The 19,320-nt window shown below is 62.2% G+C and carries 19 protein-coding genes and 1 pseudogene; 14 read left to right on the top strand and 6 right to left on the bottom strand.

Going from position 1 to position 19,320, the window contains the following annotated elements; genetic code table 11:
• Window positions 1–33: 33 nt before the first annotated feature.
• A complete protein-coding gene (gene rplN / locus DWW12_RS00580) occupies window positions 34–402 on the top strand; it encodes a 50S ribosomal protein L14 (RefSeq protein ID WP_006235041.1) in 369 nt (122 codons plus the stop codon).
• 13 nt (window positions 403–415) lie between these two features.
• Window positions 416–721: a 50S ribosomal protein L24 gene (gene rplX, locus DWW12_RS00575; protein WP_006235043.1), complete on the top strand. Its 306-nt coding sequence runs from the start codon at window positions 416–418 to the stop codon at window positions 719–721.
• Between the two features lie 767 nt (window positions 722–1,488).
• Here rplX and DWW12_RS09985 read toward each other — a convergent pair.
• Both DWW12_RS09985 and DWW12_RS09980 read right to left on the bottom strand, forming a co-directional pair.
• A complete protein-coding gene (locus DWW12_RS09985; RefSeq protein ID WP_231501554.1) occupies window positions 1,489–1,590 on the bottom strand; it encodes an IS3 family transposase in 102 nt (33 codons plus the stop codon).
• 292 nt (window positions 1,591–1,882) lie between these two features.
• Window positions 1,883–1,990, bottom strand: a pseudogene (locus tag DWW12_RS09980) (hypothetical protein); the annotation flags it as partial.
• Between DWW12_RS09980 and DWW12_RS00565 the strand changes: the two are divergent.
• From DWW12_RS00565 to DWW12_RS00530, 8 genes are all read left to right on the top strand, one after another.
• Window positions 1,947–2,264, top strand: coding sequence for a hypothetical protein (locus DWW12_RS00565; protein WP_197032764.1), 318 nt, complete (start codon window positions 1,947–1,949; stop codon window positions 2,262–2,264). The pseudogene DWW12_RS09980 and the gene DWW12_RS00565 sit on opposite strands and share 44 nt — an antisense overlap.
• 227 nt (window positions 2,265–2,491) lie before the next feature.
• Complete coding sequence (locus DWW12_RS00560) at window positions 2,492–5,233, top strand: PRD domain-containing protein (RefSeq protein ID WP_117854495.1); 2,742 nt, start codon at window positions 2,492–2,494, stop codon at window positions 5,231–5,233.
• Window positions 5,234–5,356: 123 nt separating this feature from the next.
• A complete protein-coding gene (locus DWW12_RS00555) occupies window positions 5,357–5,830 on the top strand; it encodes a PTS sugar transporter subunit IIB (RefSeq protein WP_089572478.1) in 474 nt (157 codons plus the stop codon).
• Window positions 5,831–5,839: 9 nt separating this feature from the next.
• Window positions 5,840–6,625, top strand: coding sequence for a PTS sugar transporter subunit IIC (locus tag DWW12_RS00550; protein ID WP_117854493.1), 786 nt, complete (start codon window positions 5,840–5,842; stop codon window positions 6,623–6,625).
• Window positions 6,626–6,627: 2 nt separating this feature from the next.
• Window positions 6,628–7,461 (top strand): PTS system mannose/fructose/sorbose family transporter subunit IID, encoded by an 834-nt coding sequence (locus DWW12_RS00545; RefSeq protein WP_089572476.1) that lies wholly within the window; start codon window positions 6,628–6,630, stop codon window positions 7,459–7,461.
• Window positions 7,462–7,487: 26 nt separating this feature from the next.
• Window positions 7,488–7,886 (top strand): PTS sugar transporter subunit IIA, encoded by a 399-nt coding sequence (locus DWW12_RS00540; protein ID WP_089572475.1) that lies wholly within the window; start codon window positions 7,488–7,490, stop codon window positions 7,884–7,886.
• A 12-nt stretch (window positions 7,887–7,898) separates the two neighbouring features.
• Entirely contained in the window at window positions 7,899–9,023 is a 1,125-nt protein-coding gene (locus DWW12_RS00535; protein ID WP_172676343.1) for a glycoside hydrolase family 172 protein, read from the top strand.
• A gap of 79 nt (window positions 9,024–9,102) precedes the next feature.
• Window positions 9,103–9,987 carry an ROK family protein gene (locus tag DWW12_RS00530; RefSeq protein ID WP_197032763.1) on the top strand — a complete coding sequence of 295 codons (885 nt, stop codon included), beginning with the start codon at window positions 9,103–9,105 and terminating at the stop codon, window positions 9,985–9,987.
• Window positions 9,988–10,102: 115 nt separating this feature from the next.
• Here the strand turns inward: DWW12_RS00530 and DWW12_RS00525 are convergent, their stop codons facing one another.
• Window positions 10,103–10,345, bottom strand: a complete 243-nt coding sequence (locus tag DWW12_RS00525; protein ID WP_117639601.1) for a hypothetical protein — start codon at window positions 10,343–10,345, stop codon at window positions 10,103–10,105.
• A 626-nt stretch (window positions 10,346–10,971) separates the two neighbouring features.
• Between DWW12_RS00525 and DWW12_RS00520 the strand changes: the two genes are divergently transcribed.
• The gene (locus tag DWW12_RS00520) at window positions 10,972–12,051 is read left to right on the top strand and encodes a Gfo/Idh/MocA family protein (protein ID WP_117854492.1); all 1,080 of its coding nucleotides are present in this window, start codon (window positions 10,972–10,974) and stop codon (window positions 12,049–12,051) included.
• A gap of 3 nt (window positions 12,052–12,054) precedes the next feature.
• Window positions 12,055–12,801, top strand: coding sequence for a DeoR/GlpR family DNA-binding transcription regulator (locus tag DWW12_RS00515; protein ID WP_117854490.1), 747 nt, complete (start codon window positions 12,055–12,057; stop codon window positions 12,799–12,801).
• 116 nt (window positions 12,802–12,917) lie between these two features.
• On the opposite strand, the gene DWW12_RS00510 is transcribed toward DWW12_RS00515, so the two are convergent.
• Both DWW12_RS00510 and DWW12_RS00505 read right to left on the bottom strand, forming a co-directional pair.
• A complete protein-coding gene (locus DWW12_RS00510; protein ID WP_231501551.1) occupies window positions 12,918–13,577 on the bottom strand; it encodes an RluA family pseudouridine synthase in 660 nt (219 codons plus the stop codon).
• 15 nt (window positions 13,578–13,592) lie between these two features.
• Complete coding sequence (locus DWW12_RS00505) at window positions 13,593–16,088, bottom strand: U32 family peptidase (protein ID WP_117854489.1); 2,496 nt, start codon at window positions 16,086–16,088, stop codon at window positions 13,593–13,595.
• 298 nt (window positions 16,089–16,386) lie between these two features.
• On the opposite strand from DWW12_RS00505, the gene DWW12_RS00500 reads away from it, so the two are divergent.
• Window positions 16,387–16,764 carry a RidA family protein gene (locus DWW12_RS00500; RefSeq protein WP_089572469.1) on the top strand — a complete coding sequence of 126 codons (378 nt, stop codon included), beginning with the start codon at window positions 16,387–16,389 and terminating at the stop codon, window positions 16,762–16,764.
• Window positions 16,765–16,882: 118 nt separating this feature from the next.
• On the opposite strand, the gene DWW12_RS00495 is transcribed toward DWW12_RS00500, so the two are convergent.
• Entirely contained in the window at window positions 16,883–17,539 is a 657-nt protein-coding gene (locus DWW12_RS00495) for a transcriptional regulator (protein WP_233505654.1), read from the bottom strand.
• Between the two features lie 351 nt (window positions 17,540–17,890).
• On the opposite strand from DWW12_RS00495, the gene DWW12_RS00490 reads away from it, so the two are divergent.
• Window positions 17,891–19,285, top strand: coding sequence for a uracil-xanthine permease family protein (locus DWW12_RS00490; protein WP_117854487.1), 1,395 nt, complete (start codon window positions 17,891–17,893; stop codon window positions 19,283–19,285).
• The last annotated feature ends 35 nt before the right edge of the window (window positions 19,286–19,320 follow it).

Below are 19,320 nucleotides of genomic sequence, written 5' to 3'. Positions count from 1 at the left end.
CTCTTCGGTTCTTAGTTCGGAGGAACATCTACCATGATTCAGATGCAAACCATGCTGAACGTCGCCGACAACTCCGGCGCTCGCAAGATTCGCTGCATCAAGGTGCTTGGCGGTTCCAAGCGTCGTTATGCAGGCATCGGCGATGTGTTCATCGGTGCTGTCCAGGAGGCTACCCCTGGCGCCAACGTCAAGAAGAAGGACGTTGTCCGTTGCGTCGTCGTTCGCACCGTTAAGGAGATCCGCCGCAAGGATGGCTCCTACATTCGCTTTGATGAGAACGCCTGCGTTGTCATCAACAACGATGGTTCGCCCGTCGGCACCCGTATCTTCGGGCCCGTCGCTCGCGAGCTTCGTGACAAGAAGTACATGAAGATCGTCTCGCTCGCTCCCGAGACCCTGTAGTTAGGGGAGATATATGTATATCAAGAAGGGCGATAAGGTCCAGGTTCTCTCTGGTAAGGATCGCGGCAAGCAGGGCGTTGTCCTGCGTGCTCTCCCCGCCGAGAACAAGGTCGTTGTCGAGGGCGTTTCGGTCGTCAAGAAGGCCGTCAAGCCCAACGCTGCCAACCAGCAGGGCGGCATCGTTTCGCAGGAGGCTCCCATCGACGCCTCCAACGTCAATCTCGTCTGCCCCGAGTGCGGTAAGGTTACCCGCGTCGGTCACGAGAAGGACGGCAAGAACAAGCTGCGCGTCTGCAAGAAGTGCGGCCACAAGTTCTAAGCTGCCCGCAACATCAAGTTGCTAGCAAAGGCCCGGATGCCACGGCACCCGGGCCTTTTTCTATCCCCACTCGATGGCTTCGGTTCTGCCGTCCTGTCATTCCGGTTGCATCCAGTTTTCGGTGCCGTCTCGAATCGAGTGCCGCCAGGTGACACCCTGTCGCGTTTCGTCGGCTTCGGGGACAAAAGTCGGGACAACTCCAAAAACTATTTTCGAACTCAGGGCTTTGAGTTTTTGTTTTTGTCCCAAAGGGCGCGACGGGATGCCTTTGGAGGCTCGATAGCGCCGAAAACGCCCGTTTTGAAACTTAAATGCCTTTTCGCGTGCAAGCCGCCAGCTGCAATAGGAAGTGAATCAACGCAGGTGGCTTTCAAGCAGTTTGCAAAACTGCAGGTCGCAGGTCTTCATTGCCAGTAGGAGAAATGAGTAGTCTCAGGTGGCTTGCCCATGAGTTGACGAACGGGATTTGAGATTACGCTGACGTCCGGAAACGCTTCGAGCACGGCGTTACGTTTTTGGGGTTTGGGCGTAGCCCCTGCACCCGCGAGCGCGGGCCTTAAGCCCGCCGAGAGGGTGACGCGTCGAAAACGAAGGGGAAAGAGAGAAGGGGCCGTCCCTATCATTCAGGTTGCGACCGAAGAAGACAAGGAGACCCCCTGAGCCTGAATGATGCCCCACAGACCGCGTCCGACCGAGCTCAAGCCGAGCTTTTCCTGACGTCCGCCTTCGCGAAGATGATGGCTGGATTGGCTATGGATTGGCAACACTTATTTGGACGATTCCGGGAGGGACGGCCCCGCCTCCCTGAACTCGACCGGCGACATGTAGCCCAGCGTCGAGTGGATCCTGAAGTTGTTGTACCAGTGCACGTAATCCAAGAGCTTGGCTCGGAGCTCGCGCGTCCCTCCTCGATCCTTCGGAGTGGCCGACGATTTCCCCGTTGCAGAGGTCGACGAGCAGGCAGACGTAGTTCCACGACGCCCCGACGCGCACGCAGGCCAAGTCGCTGCATATATGGGTGTACGGCGCCCTGCCGCCGAAGCCGCGCGCGACGACGTTCGACACGTCGGCCTCGTTGATCGCCCCGGGGTGCACCTTGAACCTTTTCCTGCCGTATGCGCCGGCCAGGCCGTTCTCCCTCATGATGCGGCAGACGCGGCGCCGGCTGACGGTAACGCCCGACCTCCCGGGCGACGCCTTGATCTTGCGCGATCCGCTCCGGCCCTTGCTGGCGGCGTGCGCCGCCGCGGCCGCCGTCGCCCCCGACATTAAGGTCCTCAAGGGCCGCGTCGTCTCCGGCGACCAGTTTGTCTCGCCCGCGGAACAGAAGGAGCGAATCCTCGCGATCTTCGGCGACCTGTGCTGCGAGATGGAGGGCTGCACCATCGCGCAGGCCGCCTATCTCAACGGCGTGCCCCTCGTCGTCGTGCGCGCCATCAGCGACAAGCCCTGCGCCGAGGGCCGGGTCGTCGACTACAACACCTTCGAGAAGAAGGCCGCCTGCGACTGCGCCCGCATCGCCGCGCGCATGGTTAAGCTTTAGGCCCTGCGCGCCGGGGCCCTTCTTTATGTTGGGACCCCGGCGCGCCGGGGCCCTTTCCAAAGCGAAGTGTCGAGCCGAAGTGTTGAGCGTCGGCCCTGAATGTTCAATGGCCGTTGTTTTCTGCCCCTCAAGTGGTGGACTTTTCCTCGGAGCTGTTGATTCCCCCACGCGCCCCCTTCCGTTCTCTGTTCTCCCCTTATACTCCTTGTACGAGGAGGTAAGAAGTCATGGACAAGACCACACAGGACAGCTTGGCAAAGAAACCCGTCGACATGAGGGACAGGATTCTCGAGCATCTCGAGGCCCTCACCTCTGCCGTCTCGCTCGACGACCTTGCCCGTCTGTCCACCTCCGACATCGCCGAGACACTCATCATCTCCAGGAGCCTGGCGAGCCAGTACCTCAACGACCTTGTTCGCGCCGGTCTTGTGGTTAAGGTGGCGGGCAGGCCTGTCCGTTATTTTCATCGCCGCGCGTTCCAGAAGCGTTTTCAGGTAAAGCTCTCTGCAAGCGAGTACGCCTCGCTCGCCGACCTCATCCAGGCGACGGGAATCGCCGATCACCGCGACTTCGCGCGTGCCGTGGGCTTCGACATGAGCCTCAGCTCCGTTGTCGAGCAGTGCAAGGCTGCGGTTCAGTACCCTCCGTTTGGCCTGCCCATCCTCTTGAGCGGCGGCGTGGGTGTCGGTAAGTCTTTCCTTTCTCGCCTTGTGTACGAGTACGGCAAGAACCAGGGCTTGCTGTCCCGCGACTCCTCCTATGTGCGCATCGACTGCGCCGGGGTCCCGGACGCCGCCTCGTTCAACGGGCTTCTTGACGAGTCGATCGCGAATGCGCGCGGGGGTGTGGTCTTTGTCAACGGCATCGAGGCACTCTCTCCCTCTGCGATGGAGCACTGCCTTGCGACGGCCCTCGGGCTCGATGCCTCCCAGGATGCGCCGCGCGCTCGCCTCGTTCTTTCGACGACGCTATCCGCCGATGACCTGAAGGTTTCCTCGGCCTACAGCAAAATGCCCATCTGTGCCCGCGTCCCCTCACTCAAGGAGCGGACCCCCGAGGAGCGCGAGGATCTCATCTTGAGCTTCCTGCGCAGCGAGGGGTGCCGAATCGGTTCTGATGTGAAGATCAGCCGCGGCGCATACCGTTGCCTCGTGAACGCGGACTTTTCCGATAACATCGCCGGCTTGCGCGCCTGCGTGACGAACTGCTGCGCCAAAGCGTTCCTCAATCGCGAGGGCGACTACGTCGTCGTTCGCCCGTATCTTCTTCCCAGCGGGCTCCTCTCCTCCGCGCAGATCGATCAACAGCCCGACGATGGCGTTCTGATCGACGCGTCTCTGGATGCCGCCGAGAGCACAGGGCCGGTCGAGCAGGCGCTCGATGCCCTGTGCTCCCTCGATGAGCGATTCTGCGCCGGGGAGCTCTCTGTCTCCGAGCTTGTCTCGCAAGCTGTCTCCGCTGTGCGCGGCGTTGAGGATCACTTGATCTTCGACCACGGCGTCGCCTCCTCGAGGTCGCGCGCCTTCGAGCGCGTCGTGGGCGCGGTCCTTGCCGACGCAGGCTCTTCTTATGGCATCGAGCTTTCGAGGAAGGTCGCTTTTCTACTGGCCCAGGAGATTTGCCTGCAGTTGTGGCCGGGTATCGGCCTGGCTAAGCGAAAGTCTGCCTGTGCGGAGCAAATCTCCCATCTCCTCGGTGCCGTGACCTCCGAATTGCCGTTTGCCTCGAGTGTCTCCGATCAGGTCGCCGCAGACGTGGAAGGGGCGCTGGGAATCTCGCTCGATCACTTCACGAAGACGCTTCTGACGCTGTGCGTCGCATCGGAGTCTCGCGATACGAAGGCCCTTCGGACGCTCTGCGTCATCTTGTCCCACGGCTACTCAACGGCGACGAGCATCGCCGACGCGGCGAACCGTATGCTCGGCATGCATGTGTACGAGGCTGTCGACATGCCCTACGACCAGCAGCTGAAGGACATCGTCGGTCCGCTCCAGCGCCTCGTCGACCGCCATTCCTACTGCACCGGGGTCGTGTTCCTCGTCGACATGGGCTCCTTGGAGGAGGCCTATAAGGCCCTCGAGAACGTTACCGACTCCACTATCGGCGTGGTGAACAACGTCTCTACCGGTCTTGCGCTCGAGATCGGGGTCGGGCTGCTCGGCGGCAAGTCCATCGCCGAGGTTCTTGGCGATGCGACCGCCGCGTGCGTGACGCACTGCAAGGTGATCGAGCGCGTCAACCGTGAGGACGCCATCGTCTTCTGCTCCGAGTCCGGGGTCGACGCCGCGGAGAGGATACGCCAGCTCGTCTCGCAGAGCCTCCCGCGCACCATAGGCGCGCGCCTGCTCACGAGGCCCTTCAAGCAGCTCGTCGCGAACGGGTCGAACGACGCCGTTTTCTCCGAGCACCGCGTCTGCGCCGTCATCGGCACGGGAGACCCCGGGGTCGCCTCCGTCCCCTTCGTCGCCCTCGAGGACATCATGTCGACGGCGTCCGCCTCTAAGGTTGATGTCGTGTTCGGCAGGTGGCTTGACGCTTCCGAGCTCTCTTCTTTCCACGAGAAGCTGCTCTCGAACATGACGCTGCAGAACGTCATCCGCTCCATCACCATCCTCGACCCGGAGCGGCTATTCCATGAGATCGAGAGCGCCGTGCACGAGCTTCAGCGCAGGACAGGCGAGAAGATCGGCAGCAACGCCATCATTGGGCTCTACGTTCACCTCTGCTGTCTCGTCGAGCGCCTTGTTACCAGAAACCCCATTGAGACCTACGTTGGCCAGGACCGCTTCGAGGAGGAACGCGCCGATTTCATCGAGTCCTTCAGGCAGAGCTTCTCGAGCATCTCGACGCGCTATCGCGTAGAGGTTCCCGTAAGCGAGATCGCATATGTCTTCGACTACATAAGCGTGAGCGCCGCCCCGGCGCGAGAAGAGCGCCTCGGCTCCTCGGACCTCCTGCTCGACGAGTGACCTTCCCCGCGCCGCCGCAAGCTGACCGCGCGTCCTCAATAATCCGATAACCCCTTGCCCGGCGCGAATCCGGATAGCGCCGAGGCAGTACCGAACGTAAAACTTCATTTGATAGGAGCAAACATGAGTGTTGTTATGGCACGAATCGACAATCGCCTGCTTCACGGCATCATCGTGACGCAGTGGGCCCCGGTGTCGGGCGCGACCCGAGTCATGGTCATCGACGACAAGGTCGCCGGCGACGAGGTCCTGAAGTCCACCATGAGGATGGCGCGCCCCGCGGGCATGGCCGTTTCGATCATCTCCGAGCAGACCGCGCTCAAGAACTTCGCCGCGGGCAAGTACGACCGCGAGAAGGTCTTCGTCATCGCCAAGGAGCCCGAGACGATGCTTCGCCTGGTCGAGTCGGGCGTCGAGCTCCCGTCGCTGGTCGTCGGCGGCTCGCTCGTCAAGGAGGACGGCATCCAGCTCACCCAGCGCGCCTACGCCTCCGCCGAGAACGTCCAGAGCTACAAGGCGCTCATCGCCCGTGGCGTCAAGGTGACGGCCCAGTTCGTGCCCGCCGACAAGCCCGTCTCCGTCGCAGACCTCATCTAAGGGGGAAATATGGTCAACTTCACTATCCTGCAGGTCGTCCTTTTGACCCTGCTGGCCTTCATCAAGCACGTGGACTACTACGGCATCCCGATGATCTTCGTCAATTACGCCGTTTTCTGGGGCCTCATCACCGGAGTCGTCATGGGCGACTGGAAGACCGGCCTTGTCATCGGCGGCACCATTCAGCTCATGCAGCTCGGCGTCGCGGGCTTCGGCGGCTCCTCCATTCCCGACTACGGCACGATGGCCATCATCGCCACCGCCTACGGCGTGACCCTGGGCTCCGACACGGGCCTCGCCATCGGCCTGCCGGTCGGCATGCTCGGCATCCAGCTCGACGTCGTCGCCAAGATCCTCAACGGCTTTGTCGTCGAGAAGTCCCAGAAGTTCTGCAACGAGGGTAAGTTCAATCAGATGAACGCCATCCTGTGGGTCTGCCCCGCGCTCTTCGGCCTGTGCGCCGCCCTGCCCGTCTTTGTCTCCGTGACGCTCGGCCAGCCCGCCGTCAACTGGCTCCTCGAGGTCATGCCCCAGTGGTTCCTCTCCGGCCTCACCCTCGCCGGCAAGATGCTCCCGGCCGTCGGTATCGCCATGCTGCTCCGCTACATGCCAACCGCCAAGTACTTCCAGTACCTGCTCGCCGGCTTCTTCCTCTCGGCCTTCCTGAACGTGCCCATCATCGGCGCCGCCATCGTCGGCGTTGCCCTCGCGATTGCGTTCTACCAGCGTGCCGAGAGGGACACCGGGCTCGCCGCCCACGCTTCCGCAGACGCCTTCATCGGAGAGGATGAGTAACCATGGAAAACGAGAACATCACCGCCGTCGCCGAGGGCAAGCCCTCCGGCTACAAGGTCACCAAGAAGGACCTGCGCAACGCGAACTGGCGCTGGCTCATGAGCGTGTGCACCTTCAACTACCAGACCCAGCAGGGCGCCTCAGTCGCCTACGCCCTCTCGCCGGTCCTGAGGAAGATCTACACGAACGACGAGGACTATAAGCAAGCGCTCAACAACCACTTCCGCTACTACAACACCCAGCCTTGGCTCGCCGCCATCATCCTTGGCGCCTGCGTGGCCATGGAGGAGCGCGACGGCCTAGCGGCGGCGGACGCCGTCCAAGACCTGAAGATCGGCACCATGGGACCGCTCGCCGGCGTCGGCGACTCCCTGCTCATGACCATGATCCCGACCATCATGGGCTCCATCGCCGCTTACATGGCCATCGAGGGCAACCCCGTGGGAGCCGGCATCTGGTTCGCGCTCATCCTGGCCATCTTCTGGGTCCGCATGCACGCCCTCGAGTTCGGCTACAAGCAGGGCGTGAAGCTCGTCACCGACTTCAGCGAGAAGCTTCCCAACCTCACTGCCGCCGCCTCCGTGCTCGGCCTCACCGTGGTCGGCTGCCTCATCGCCTCGGTCATCGGCGTCACCTGCCCGATTAGCTTCAGCTTCGGCGACGTCGCGATGGAGATTCAGCCGCTGCTCGACAAGATCCTGCCTGCCATGATCCCCGCCGCCATCACGGGAAGCGCGTATTACCTTCTTACCAAGAAGAACGCGAGCATGACGGCCCTCATCCTCGTGGTGATCGTCCTCGCGATGGTCGCCTCCGCCGCCGGCATCCTCGCCTAGCTTCGACCCAAGAGATTGGTGAATCAATGAGAAAGATAGTTGTGGCGAGCCATTCCCTTCTCGCCCAGGGCTTCAAGGACACCCTCGAGTTCCTTACGGGTAAGGGCGACGCCGTCAACGCCGTGTGCGCCTACGTGAACGACAACGGCGAGGGGCTCGACGCGGCGGTCGAGGCGGCTCTTTCGGGCACTGACGAGGTCGTCGTCCTCACCGACGCGTACGGCGGCAGCGTGAACCAGCGCTTTTCCCGCTTCGCCTCCGACCGGATCCACGTGATCGCGGGTGTCAACCTCCCGCTCGCCATGACGGTCGCGCTCGCGCGCCCCGACGAGAAACTCGACTTCGACGCCCTCGTCAACGAGGCGCGCCAGCAGATCATCTACGTGAACGGTGCCAGTTCCGCCGAGTGCGACGACGACGAATAGAGGAGGTCGACGATGAGAGAGTTCCTTAAGGACGTGTGGATGCACGGCGGTGAGGAAAGCCGCGCCATCACCCCCGAGAACATCACGGGCGAGAAGGGCCGCGCCGCCATGTCGGCCAGCCACCTCGGCGTCGGCCGCAAGGGCTCGTGCTGCGTGCCCCTTGAGTCCGGCGAGACCATCACGCTCGCGGACATCGAGGGCCCCGGCATCATCCGCCACATCTGGATGACCGTCCCCGACAAGACCGCCGCCGGCAGCTTCGTCATGCGTGACCTCGTGCTGCGCTTCTACTGGGACGACGAGGAGACCCCCTCGGTCGAGTGCCCTGTCGGCGACTTCTTCTGCAACGGCTTCGGTGAGCGCGCCATCGTCAACTCGATGCCCATCTGCGTGAACCCGACGGGCGGCATGAACTGCTACTTCGAGATGCCCTTCAGGAAGCACGCCAAGGTCACGCTTACGAGCGAGCACCCCGGGTTCATTAAGTACATCTTCTACACGTTCAACTACGCGCTCACCGACGTGCCGGACGACGCCATGTACTTCCACGCCCGCTTTAACCGCGAGCGCAGCACCCGCAGGGGCGTCGACTACACCGTGCTCGACGGCGTGCGCGGCAAGGGCTACTACGTCGGCACCTACATGGCCCTGTGCGCCCTGGAGCGCTATTGGTGGGGCGAGGGCGAGATGAAGTTCTTCCTCGACGGCGACGAGGAGTTCCCCACGGTCACCTCGACGGGAGCCGAGGACTACTTCGGCGGTGCCTGGGCCTTCCTCGACAGGCCGCCCCACGCGCTGCCCGAGGCGCAGTGCTTCAACACGCTGTTCGCCGGCTACCCGTACCGCTCGACGCGCGACGCCACGCGCGACCGCTTCAGCGCGGGCAAGCCGAACCCGAATCCGATGCTCGCGACTAACGACGACGCGCTGCCCAGGCACGGCCTCTACAGGTGGCACCTTCCCGACCCGATCTCGTTCAAGGAGGACCTGCGCGTGACGTTCCAGGACCTCGGCAACGACGACATCAAGCTCTACGAGCGCGAGGACGACATCTCCACCGTCGCCTACTGGTACCAAAGCGAGCCGCACGCCGTGCTCGCCCCGTTTGCCGCAAGGCAGGACCGCGTGCCCAGGTAGGGTCGCCTCGAAACAAGCCAACGTTATGGGCGCCCGCGGTTGACCATGACTGCGGGCGTCCCTTTGTAAGGAGGATCACATGAGCGAAAAGCAAATGAGGCTCGGCGCCCTCGAAGCCGGCGGGACCAAGATGGTCTGTGCCGTGGTGTCCGGCGACGGCGAGGTCCTCGACCGTATGGAGACCCCGACGCTTACGCCCGCCAAGACCGTCCCGCAGATGATCGAGTGGTTCACCGCCCGCGATGTGGACGCGTTGGGCATCGGCGCCTTCGGCCCGACCTGCGTCGACCCCAACGACGAGCGCTACGGCTCCATCCTCCAGACGCCCAAGCTCGCGTGGCGAGGCCATGGTCTTCGCGCCGCGTTCGCCGACGCCCTCGGGATTCCGGTGGCCTACGACACGGACGTGAACGTTGCCTGCCTCGGCGAAGTGGTCTTCGGCTGCTGCAAGGGGCTCGAGGACGCCGTCTACGTGACCATCGGCACCGGCGTGGGCGCGGGCGTCATGTGCGCGGGCAGACTCCTTCACGGTATGCTGCACCCCGAGGCCGGTCACATGCTGGTAAGGACCCGTCCCACCGAGGAGGGACGCTGCGTCTGCCCGAGCCACGCGAGCTGTCTCGAGGGGCTCGCCTCCGGCCCCGCCATCGCCGCGCGCTGGGGAAAGCCCGCGGCCGAGCTCGCGGACAACGATGAGGTGTGGGCGCTCGAGGGGGATTATCTGGGGCAGATGTGCGCGAACCTCGTGCTCATGTACTCGCCTCGCCGCATCGTCCTCGGCGGCGGCGTGATGCACCAGGAGCAGCTCTACGGCATCGTCCGCAAGAAGACCCTCGAATATCTGGGTGGCTACATCCAGACCGCCGAGCTTAAGGACATGGAGAGCTACATCTGCGCCCCGGGCTGCGGCGGCGACCAAGGAATCCTCGGCGCGGCCGAGCTGGCAAGAAGGGCGCTCGCGTAACTTGCGCTCTCTCCGCCATACAACGCGTTAAGAAAAGACGAGCGCTTCTTGCCAATTGAGCGGCAAGAAGTGCTCGTCTTTTGCATTTGTTTTTGGGCAGGACGCCCCGCCTCCGCTAGAGTCCCTGGACCGCCACACCCACGAGGTTTGGACCGGTGTGGACAAGAAGCGCGGGGCTGATGTCGGAGCGGACGACCTCCACCGCGTTGGCCACGCGCTCGCACAGGGCCTGCTCCATACGGTCGTAGAGGTCGGCGTGGGCCGAGGTGCGGCTCGCGGCAAAGCGCACCTTGGGGTGCTTCTCGACGATGGCGGCGATGAGCTTGACCTCGGTGCGATGCGGTGCTTGCACAGCCATTTCGTGTGCGCGAGGCTGTTGGCTTTCTGGGCCACAGCAATCACCTTCCCCCTAGTATGATGACCTGAACAATCCTCATGCTAGGGGGAAGGTTTTTGTCGCGTAGCGGAAATTGGCCTCCACCCGCTGAGCGGGTGGCTTTCTATGCCGCGCGTGCCGCGCGGCACGGACTAAAGTCCATGAATAAAAACGAGGAAGGCCACGTCCGGCCTCCCTCGCAAAGGGTCTCTGATTACTCCCACTCATTGGGGACAGACTTAAATGAGTGCTCTTGAAATGCCGGCGCCTGGGGACGTTCTTTTTCTGTCTGCAGTTTGGAACGTTCCTTTTCTGTCGGCAGTTTGGGACGGTCCTTAGAGCTGCAGCGCGCCATGAGCGACGAGGCGAAGCGGATCATCCTGTCTTTTGAGTTCTAAGCATAAGCCCCTGTCTCTGAGCAATGACCGGTTCGCATTTGTGCGTATTTGCGTGCGTGGGATTGCGTGAATATGCGTATAGATGCGCCGTTTACGGGACAAAAATGACCGTTTAGCGGTGAGATACGTACAAACACGCACAGACGCGCGTGTTTGTGCGAATATAGAGCTATCCGAAATGCAAGACGTTCTATGACACAGGAGGCACATATGGTAGATTCCAAGCAGGCTCCACTCGACTCCGCGGCAGCCGCAAAAGCAGCGTTCGCTTCGGTCCAGGACAAGCCATTCCCCGATGATATCTTTACGGCTCCCGAGCTTCGTTGGGCTGTGATCGGGTGCGGCGTTATCGCCAACCAGATGGCCCAGTCTCTCGCTCTTACCGGCCGCAAGCTTGCGGGCGTCGCCAACCGTACGCTGTCCAAGGCTCAGGCTTTTGCTGAGCAGTATGGCATCGAGAAGGTCTATGAATCGGTTGAGGACCTCTACGCCGATCCGGGCATCGACGCCGTCTATATCACCACGCCGCACAACACGCATATCACCTATCTGCGTGACGCGCTGGCCGCCGGCAAGCACGTGCTCTGCGAGAAAGCCATTACCCTCAATTCCGCTGAGCTCGACGAGGCGCGTGCCATCGCCGACGAGCACAACGTCGTCCTCATGGACGCCACCACGGTGCTTCATATGCCCTTGTATCAAGAGCTGCGCCGTCGCATGGATGCCGGCGAGTTTGGTCGCATGAACCTCGCCCAGCTCAACTTTGGTAGCTACAAGGAGTACGGCGATCTGACCAATCGCTTCTACAACCGCAACCTTGCTGGCGGTGCCATGCTCGACATTGGCGTGTATGCCCTGTCCGTCATGCGTCTCTTTATGGCAAGCCAGCCCATTGAGGTCGTTTCGTTGGGCAACACCTGTGAGACCGGTGTTGACGTTGCGGGCGGCATCGTCTGCCGTAATGCCGAGCAGCAGCTGGGTGTTGTGAGCCTCACGCTCCACTCCAAGCAACCCAAGCGCTCGATTATTAGCTTCGATAAGTGCTATATCGAGGTCAACGAGTATCCGCGCGCCGATCACGCGACTATCGTGTGGACTGCGGACGGCCACCGCGAGGAGGTCCACGCCGGCACCGAGGCTTACGCCCTTTGCTATGAGATGGCCGATCTTGAGAAGGCCGTTGCCGGCGACGACTCTAAGCGTGAGCTTCTGGGCTATGCTTCTGATGTTATGGAGCTGATGACCAAGCTACGCGCCGACTGGGGAGTCGTGTACCCCGAGGAGGAGTAAGCGATGCTAGCGGAAGATAGGCTCAACGCGATCGTGTCGATGGTTCAGCAGACCGGCTCGGTTACCGTGCCGGAGCTTGCCGAAGCCCTGGGCGTGACGGCGTCTACCATTCGGCGCGACCTGCAGACGCTCGACCGAGCACACCGTATCGCCAAGGTGCACGGAGGCGCGACAAGTCTGGAGCGCGCGCACGTGACGCGCGACCTAACGCTTAATGAGCGCAGCGACCTCCATAACGACGACAAGGAGCGTATCTGCGCCCGTGCGGCGGCGCTTGTGGAGCCCGAGAGCTTTGTATACATCGACTCGGGTTCGACGACGCTCAGGCTCATCGAGCATCTTCCACACCTTGAAGATGTCACCTATGTGACCGATTCCGTGCTCCATGCTCAACGCCTTGCTTTGCGCGGCATGCGTACCGTGGTGCTGGGTGGCGAGCTCAAACCCGAGACCGAGGCGCTCGTTGGCCCCGATGCCTTGGCAACCTTAGACCGCTACAACTTCAACTGTGGCTTTTGGGGCTCTAACGGCATTGCCGCCGAGCAGGGCTTCACGGCGCCCGATATCGAGGAGGCGCAAGTAAAGCGTATCTCGATGCGCCATACGGCCAAGCGCTTCGTAATCTCGGACGCCAGTAAATTTGGCATGGTGGCGCCCGTCAAGTTCGCGGACTTCCGTGACGCAACGATTATTACCGCAGGCGATGTCCCTGCCAAGTACCGGGCAATGGACAACGTCATCACGGTCTAACAGCAAGGGACGGGCTAAGGCCAAAACCACCGCGAAGGGGCAGGAACCTTTGTGGTGGTTTTGACGTTTGTCCAGATAAAACCTGCCAAAATAAACCTGTCCCTTTTTGGCAGGTTTTAGGGCTCCCAGGGGCAGGGGGCTTCGATGTGGATGTGCTCGCCGGTTACGGGATGCGTAAAGGACACGCTGTGGGCGTGGAGCATGAGGCCACAAGGACGCGGCGTCCCGTACAGGTCGTCGCCCACCAGGGGATGGCGCTCGCTCGCCAGGTGCACGCGAATCTGGTGTTTGCGGCCGGTGAGCAGCTCGACATCGATATACGAGCGCGTGGGCAGGCCGCGGCGGCTCTTAAGACGCTTGAGCACCTTCACGCGCGTTTGAGACGGCTTGCCGCTGGCGCCGACGCGCATCTTTCGGCTGTCGTGACGGTCGCGGGCGATGGGCTTGTCGATGAGCTTTTCGTTCCAGTCGATCTTGCCCTCGGCGAGCGCCAGGTAGTGCTTTTCGAACGCGTGGTCGATGATCATCTGGTCAAAGGCGGGCTGCGTCTGCTTGTCGAGTGAGAACAGCACCACGCCGGTGGTGTCACGGTCCAGGCGATTGAGCGGCTGCATGTCGGTCGCGGCAAAGCCGTCGCCCATCGCCAGCAGCAGGTCGCTGGCGTAGTCGGTAAGTGTGCGCTCGCCGGTGCCGTCACCGTGGACGATCATGCCGGCGGGCTTGTCGATGGCCATGAGCCAGGCGTCGCAGTAGAGGACTTGAGGTTCTTCGTTCACGTGTAAGCCTTTCGGTTAGCTAATTCCCACAAACATGCAGCCCGAGGTGGCGCCGCGCAGGCGGGCGGCCGGCTTGCGGCCGGCTTGAGCCGCCTCGACAGCGCGACGGACGCGAGCGACGGCACGGCCAATCTCATCGGCCTCGAGCAAGGTTCCGTCGACCATAAGACGGCGCACGTCGGCATCGAGCAGCTGCGGAACTTGCGGCGTGAGGTCGATGGGGTAGGCGTCGTACAAGCGTGAGCGGCCGTGGATGTCGGTACGCACCGGCATGACCTTTCCGTCGATATTCTTGAGCGAGAGCTTGCGGGCACGCAGGCGGCAGTTGGCGCAATCGTGGATGCAGCCGTTGGCAACCTGCAGAATGCAATGCTCGCTTGTCATGACGCGCGGGCGGCCAAAGACGGTGATGCCCAGAGCCGCGGGCGCGGCGGCGCCGAGCGAGACAATCTCGTCGAGCGTGATCTCGGGCGAGAGCCAAAACGCGCCGGCTCCGCGTTCGGCGAGTGCCTCCATGCAGGGCGTGTTGTGCACCGGCAGGCAAGAGCGAATCTCGGCCGTGGCGCCAACCTGGGCGGCCAGGGCAAGCTCAGAGATGTTGCCAATAGCGACCGTGGCGCCAGCAACAACCCATGGGTCAACGCGGACGTGGTCAACGGCGCGGCAGACCTCATCGAGCACGGGTACGATGCCCTGCTCAAACGTATCGGCGGGGGAGAGCTTGGCCGCATCGAGCGCGTCGGTGGTCATGTAGATGCGCGTTGCACCCTCCGCGCGAGCGGCCTCGGCGGCCTCGAGCGAGGTGACGGTAGCGCAGATCTGCGGCTCATCGCGGTAGTGCTCGGGCGCGGGGCGGGAATCATTGGTGACAGTCGCCGGTAGCTCGAGCGTGCGGGCGCGCTCCTCATACGGTGCCAGAATGGCCTCTTCCAGCGCCTTACAAGCGGCGGCGCGCACCTTGTGCACGGCGGAAAAGCCCATGCCGCAGCCCTCATCGAGCGCCACCTCAAAGCTCGCGGCCTCAAAGGGAGAGGAGCCCATGCGCCCGACGTGCTCAACCAGATCGGACGCCTCGACCGCACGGGTCTTGGCGGCCTCGACGGTGAAGCCCGTGGCGGTGGCGGTGAGCGCGGGGTCGTCACAGCAGGTGAGTGTGACAGTAAACGGCTTGCCCAGGCGCGCCACGACGGACACATCAACAGCGCGGCGGCGCAGCACATCGCGCTTGAGCGCGGCGCCGGCGGCGTCGATGGCACGCTGGCTGCGAATCACGCGGACGCGGCAGCCCTCGGGCATGCTACGGGGCACGCGACACTCGATAACATCGCCGGCAGCGGCATCATCGGCGGCAATGGTGGTCAGGAACTGGTCAAACTCGTTATCGTGGCGAAGCTCCAGCAGGTCGCCCTTGCCCACGGGCTCAAACAGCTCAATGCGGGCGATGGCGGCGCGGCGACGGCGGTCGTCGGGCTTGAGGCCGCGCACATCGCGGTTGGCCGGGCGGCTGCCCAGCACCGTGCCCACGATCTGTCCGCGGTTGTTGGAACGCTCATAGCTCATCATCTCGTCGCCCGAGGTGCCGTCCTGATAGGCGTGCGTAAAGTCGCGGTTAAAGCAGCGCTTGAGCTGGCGCTGACGGGCGGCTTCCTCGTCCTTAGAGGTCGAAACATCGGCCAGCATATCGTCAATCTGATGACGATACACGTCGACGATGGAATACACGTAATCGGGAGCCTTCATGCGGCCCTCGAGCTTGAGCGATGCGGCGCCGGCGTCATACAGACGGCGAACAAGCTGCGAAGTGTTGGTGTCGCGCGGGCACAGCGCGCGCTCGCGACCGGCAGGGGAGAGCGAGCGGCCGTTCTCGTCGATCAGCTCGTAAGGCAGGCGACAGGGTTGAGCGCACATGCCGCGGTTGGCCGAGCGGCCCGCCATGGCAAAGCTCGAAAGCAGACACAGGCCAGAGTAGCAAAAGCAGATGGCGCCATGGCTAAAGACCTCAAGGTCCACATCGGGCGCGGCATCGTGAATGGCGGCAATCTCGTCGATGGAAAGCTCGCGCGAGAGGGTCACGCGGTCGGCGCCCTGCTCGCGGCACCAAAGGGTTCCGCGGTCGTCGTGGATGTTCGCCTGGGTCGAGATATGCGTCTCGATGCCGGGCATGGTGCGCTTGACCTCAAAGAACAGGCCCCAGTCCTGGATGATGAAGGCGTCGGCGCCCAGCGTGGAGCAGCGATGGATGAGCTGCAGCGCATCGCTCATCTCGGACTGCTTGATGACGATGTTGACCGTGACGTAGACGCGCGAGCCGGCTAGATGCGCGGCGCGGCAGGCCTGCTCAAAGGCCTCGTCGGTAAAGTTGGTGGCCTTGCGGCGTGCGTTGAAGCTGCCCATGCCGCAGTAGATGGCGTCTGCCCCGGCGGCGAGTGCGGCAGCAAAGGGCTCGGGCCCTCCGGCGGGCGCCAAAAGCTCGGGTCTGCGGTTGGTGGTTCGACTGGCGGTTGCGGTCATATCCTGCCTTTCAAAATGCTCAGATACTCAAAAGTATAGTGGTGCCGTCGCGGCAGGCGATGCCCGTGCTCTAAGCGGGATAAAGTCTTCAGCAGCTTGGACTGGTTGCTCCACATGAGAACCGTTCAGCGGTCCGGGGAAACCGTTGGGCGATAAAATATTCTCGCAGCGTGATAATAATCTTGCATCGCGCGGAAACCTTGAGTACTATCCCAATCAAGCGCGGTGTTCAGACCGAACTGTGCCTCCCGGTGTGAACGCCGCGCTCCCGTTCCCTTTTACTTGTAAGGAGAAAAACATGAGCAAGACCGTCGTGTCTTCCGATAACGCACCCGCAGCCATCGGCCCGTATTCCCCCGGTATCCAGACTGGCAACATGGTGTTCCTGTCCGGCCAGCTGGGCATCGATCCCGCGACCGGCAAGCTGCCCGAGGGTGTCGAGGCCCAGGCCAAGCAGTCCCTCGCCAACGTCGAGGCTCTGCTGACCGCTGCCGGCGCCACGTTTGCCGATGTCGTCAAGACCACGGTCTACCTGGCCGACATCGCCGACTTTGCCGCCGTGAACGAGATCTACGCCTCCAAGTTCGAGGCCCCGTTCCCCGCGCGCAGCGCTTTCCAGGTTGCCGCTCTTCCGGCTGGCGGTCTGGTCGAGATCGAGGTCGTCGCCGCTCTCTAAGGCGTTGGCCACAACTAAACATGACATGCAAAAAGACCCTGCAGCGCGAGCTGCAGGGTCTTTTGTCAAGCGATGCGACAAAAATGATCCGTTTCCCTTCGTCCCCAAGGGATCACGTTTAGCCCTCCTTGCGGACTTTTTGCAGGTAGCGGTACACGCTGGGCTCCGAGATGCCCAACGCGGTGGCAGCGCAGGCCACGGCGCCCTTGAGCATGAACACCCCGTTGCCGTTGAGGTGGCGAATGACGTCCACGCGGTCGTTCTGACCAAGCGACGCTACATCCAGCCCGCGCGCGCTCAGCAACTCGGCAATGCTGCGGTCGATGAGCTCCTGGGTGGACTCCGAAAGGCTTTCGACCTCGATAGGGGCGGGCTCCGTGCGCGTCGGCGCTGCGTCGAAGCACGCCATGAGCTGCTGCGCCATGGCGTTGATGGAGCGTACGGTCGAGAGGTCGGTGTTGACGCAGAGCATACCGACGATCTCGTCATCCTCGCGGATAAAGAACGTCGCGGACTCCAACGTCTTGCCGCCGGCACCGCGCCCCTCGTAGCCCGTAATAAACGGCAGGTCGCGATACTTGGGGTCGTGCATGATCTTGAGCGCCAGATCGGTGGCGGGACCGCCGATCTTACGGCCGCTCACGATGCCGTTGCGAATATCGACGATGGCGTGGTCGGGATCCGAGAAATCGTGCAGCACGATTTCGCTGTTCTTACCGAGTATCTGCTCCAGGAAATCGACCATCGGCAAAAAGCGGCGTACGGTCTCGTTCACGGGCAACTCCTTTGGGTGAAATCGGAAGGTTCATAACAATTTTTTCTCATGGTAACACGCTACTCTTCATCTCGTATATCCGCAGGTACATTGCGTAATACAGACGAACGGTAGGAATTTGGCGGTAAACGGTTGACCAAAAGAAAAGTTAGATGTTATTTTGACCAGACACTTTCCTGACCTGCGGAAATGCATTATCTCAGCTGAAGAATAGTCTGATAACAAAAAATTATTATTGAGAATGAGAATCATCTTTAATACGATATGCAACGAAGGCACAACCTCAACCCCGCACTGCGTCACAATAGAGCGTTAGATGCGAAAACAACTATTTCGAGGATTGGTGGTCAAATGACCCAGGAGACGGTTAAGAACGGCACTGAAGCCCTGTTCACTCGTGAAGGCATGCCTCCCGTTAAAGAAATGATCCCGTGTGCCCTTCAGCACGTACTGGCTTCGTTTGCCGGTATCATCACCCCGGCTGTCATCATGGCCGGCGTCTATGGCTTTAATAGCCAGCAGAGTACCGACATCATCCAGGTCGCGCTCATTCTTTCGGCGATCGATACAGCCCTTCAGGCCTTCGCTCCCTTCCGTCGCATCGGCGGCGGTCTGCCCATCGTCATGGGCGTTTCGTTCGCGTTCCTGCCGGCCCTGCAGGCCATGGGTGCCTCGGGCTTTAGCTTTGGTGCGCTGCTGGGCGGCGAGATTGTCGGCGGCGCCGTCGCGGTCCTCTTTGGTCTGGCTTACAGCAAGATTAAGTGGCTGTTCCCGCCCGTCGTGACCGGTACGGTCATCTTCTCCATTGGCGTCTCTCTCTATCCCACGGCCGTCAAGTATATGGCCGGTGGCATGGGTATGCCGCTGTGGGGCACTCCGCAGGCCTGGTGCGTCGCTCTTATCACCTTCGCCGTGGTCTTTGCGCTCGCCAACTTTGGCAAGGGCACGCTCAAGCTGGGGTCCGTGTTCTTTGGCATGATCGTTGGCATGATCGTTTCGATCCCCTTTGGCATGATCGACTTCTCCAGCGTCGCCACCGCTCAGGTCTTCGCCCTTCCCAAGCTCATGCCCTACGCGCTCGAGTTTGATCCCGAGGTCTGCATTACCCTCGCCGTCGTGTTCCCCATGGTTGCCATCCAGGTTATCGGTGACGTCTCCGCCGCCTGCCTGGGCTCCATCGACCGTATGCCCACCGAGCGCGAGCTCTCCGGCGCTATCGTGTCCCAGGGCCTCACCTCTATGGTCGGCGGCCTGCTGGGCGGTCTTCCCACCAGCGCCCTTGGCCAGAACGTGGGCATCATCTGCTCCAACAAGGTCGTCAACAAGTGGGTCTTTGTGATCATCGCGGCCGTCTTTGCCATCGCCGGCCTGTTCCCGCAGCTCTCTGCCGTCCTTTCCGCTATCCCGCAGCCCGTCATCGGCGGCGCGACCGTCGGCGTCTTTGGCACCATCACCATGAACGGCGTGCGCATGTTCACCCGCGAGGGCCTCACGCAGCGCACTACCACCATCGTCGGTACCTCCGTCGTCTTTGGCCTGGGTATCTGGATGGCCAGCGGCTGCCTTGCCGGCGAGGGTATGCCCACCTGGGTGTCCACCGTCATCGGCTCCAATGCCGTAACCCCCACCGCCATCATGGCCATTGTCCTTAACCTGATCCTTCCGCAGGCGCCGGTCGTGGCTCAGCACATCGATGCTGCCAAGGACGCTGCCGTGGATCTGGTCTTGCCCGAGAGCAAGAAGTAGCCAATTCGGTGCTATTCGTCGGCGGACGCATCGCC

Origin of the sequence: Collinsella sp. AF14-35, assembly GCF_003464565.1 — a bacterium.
In the GTDB taxonomy this organism is placed as follows: Bacteria; Actinomycetota; Coriobacteriia; order Coriobacteriales; family Coriobacteriaceae; genus Collinsella.
This window is presented reverse-complemented; position numbering and strand designations above follow the sequence as displayed.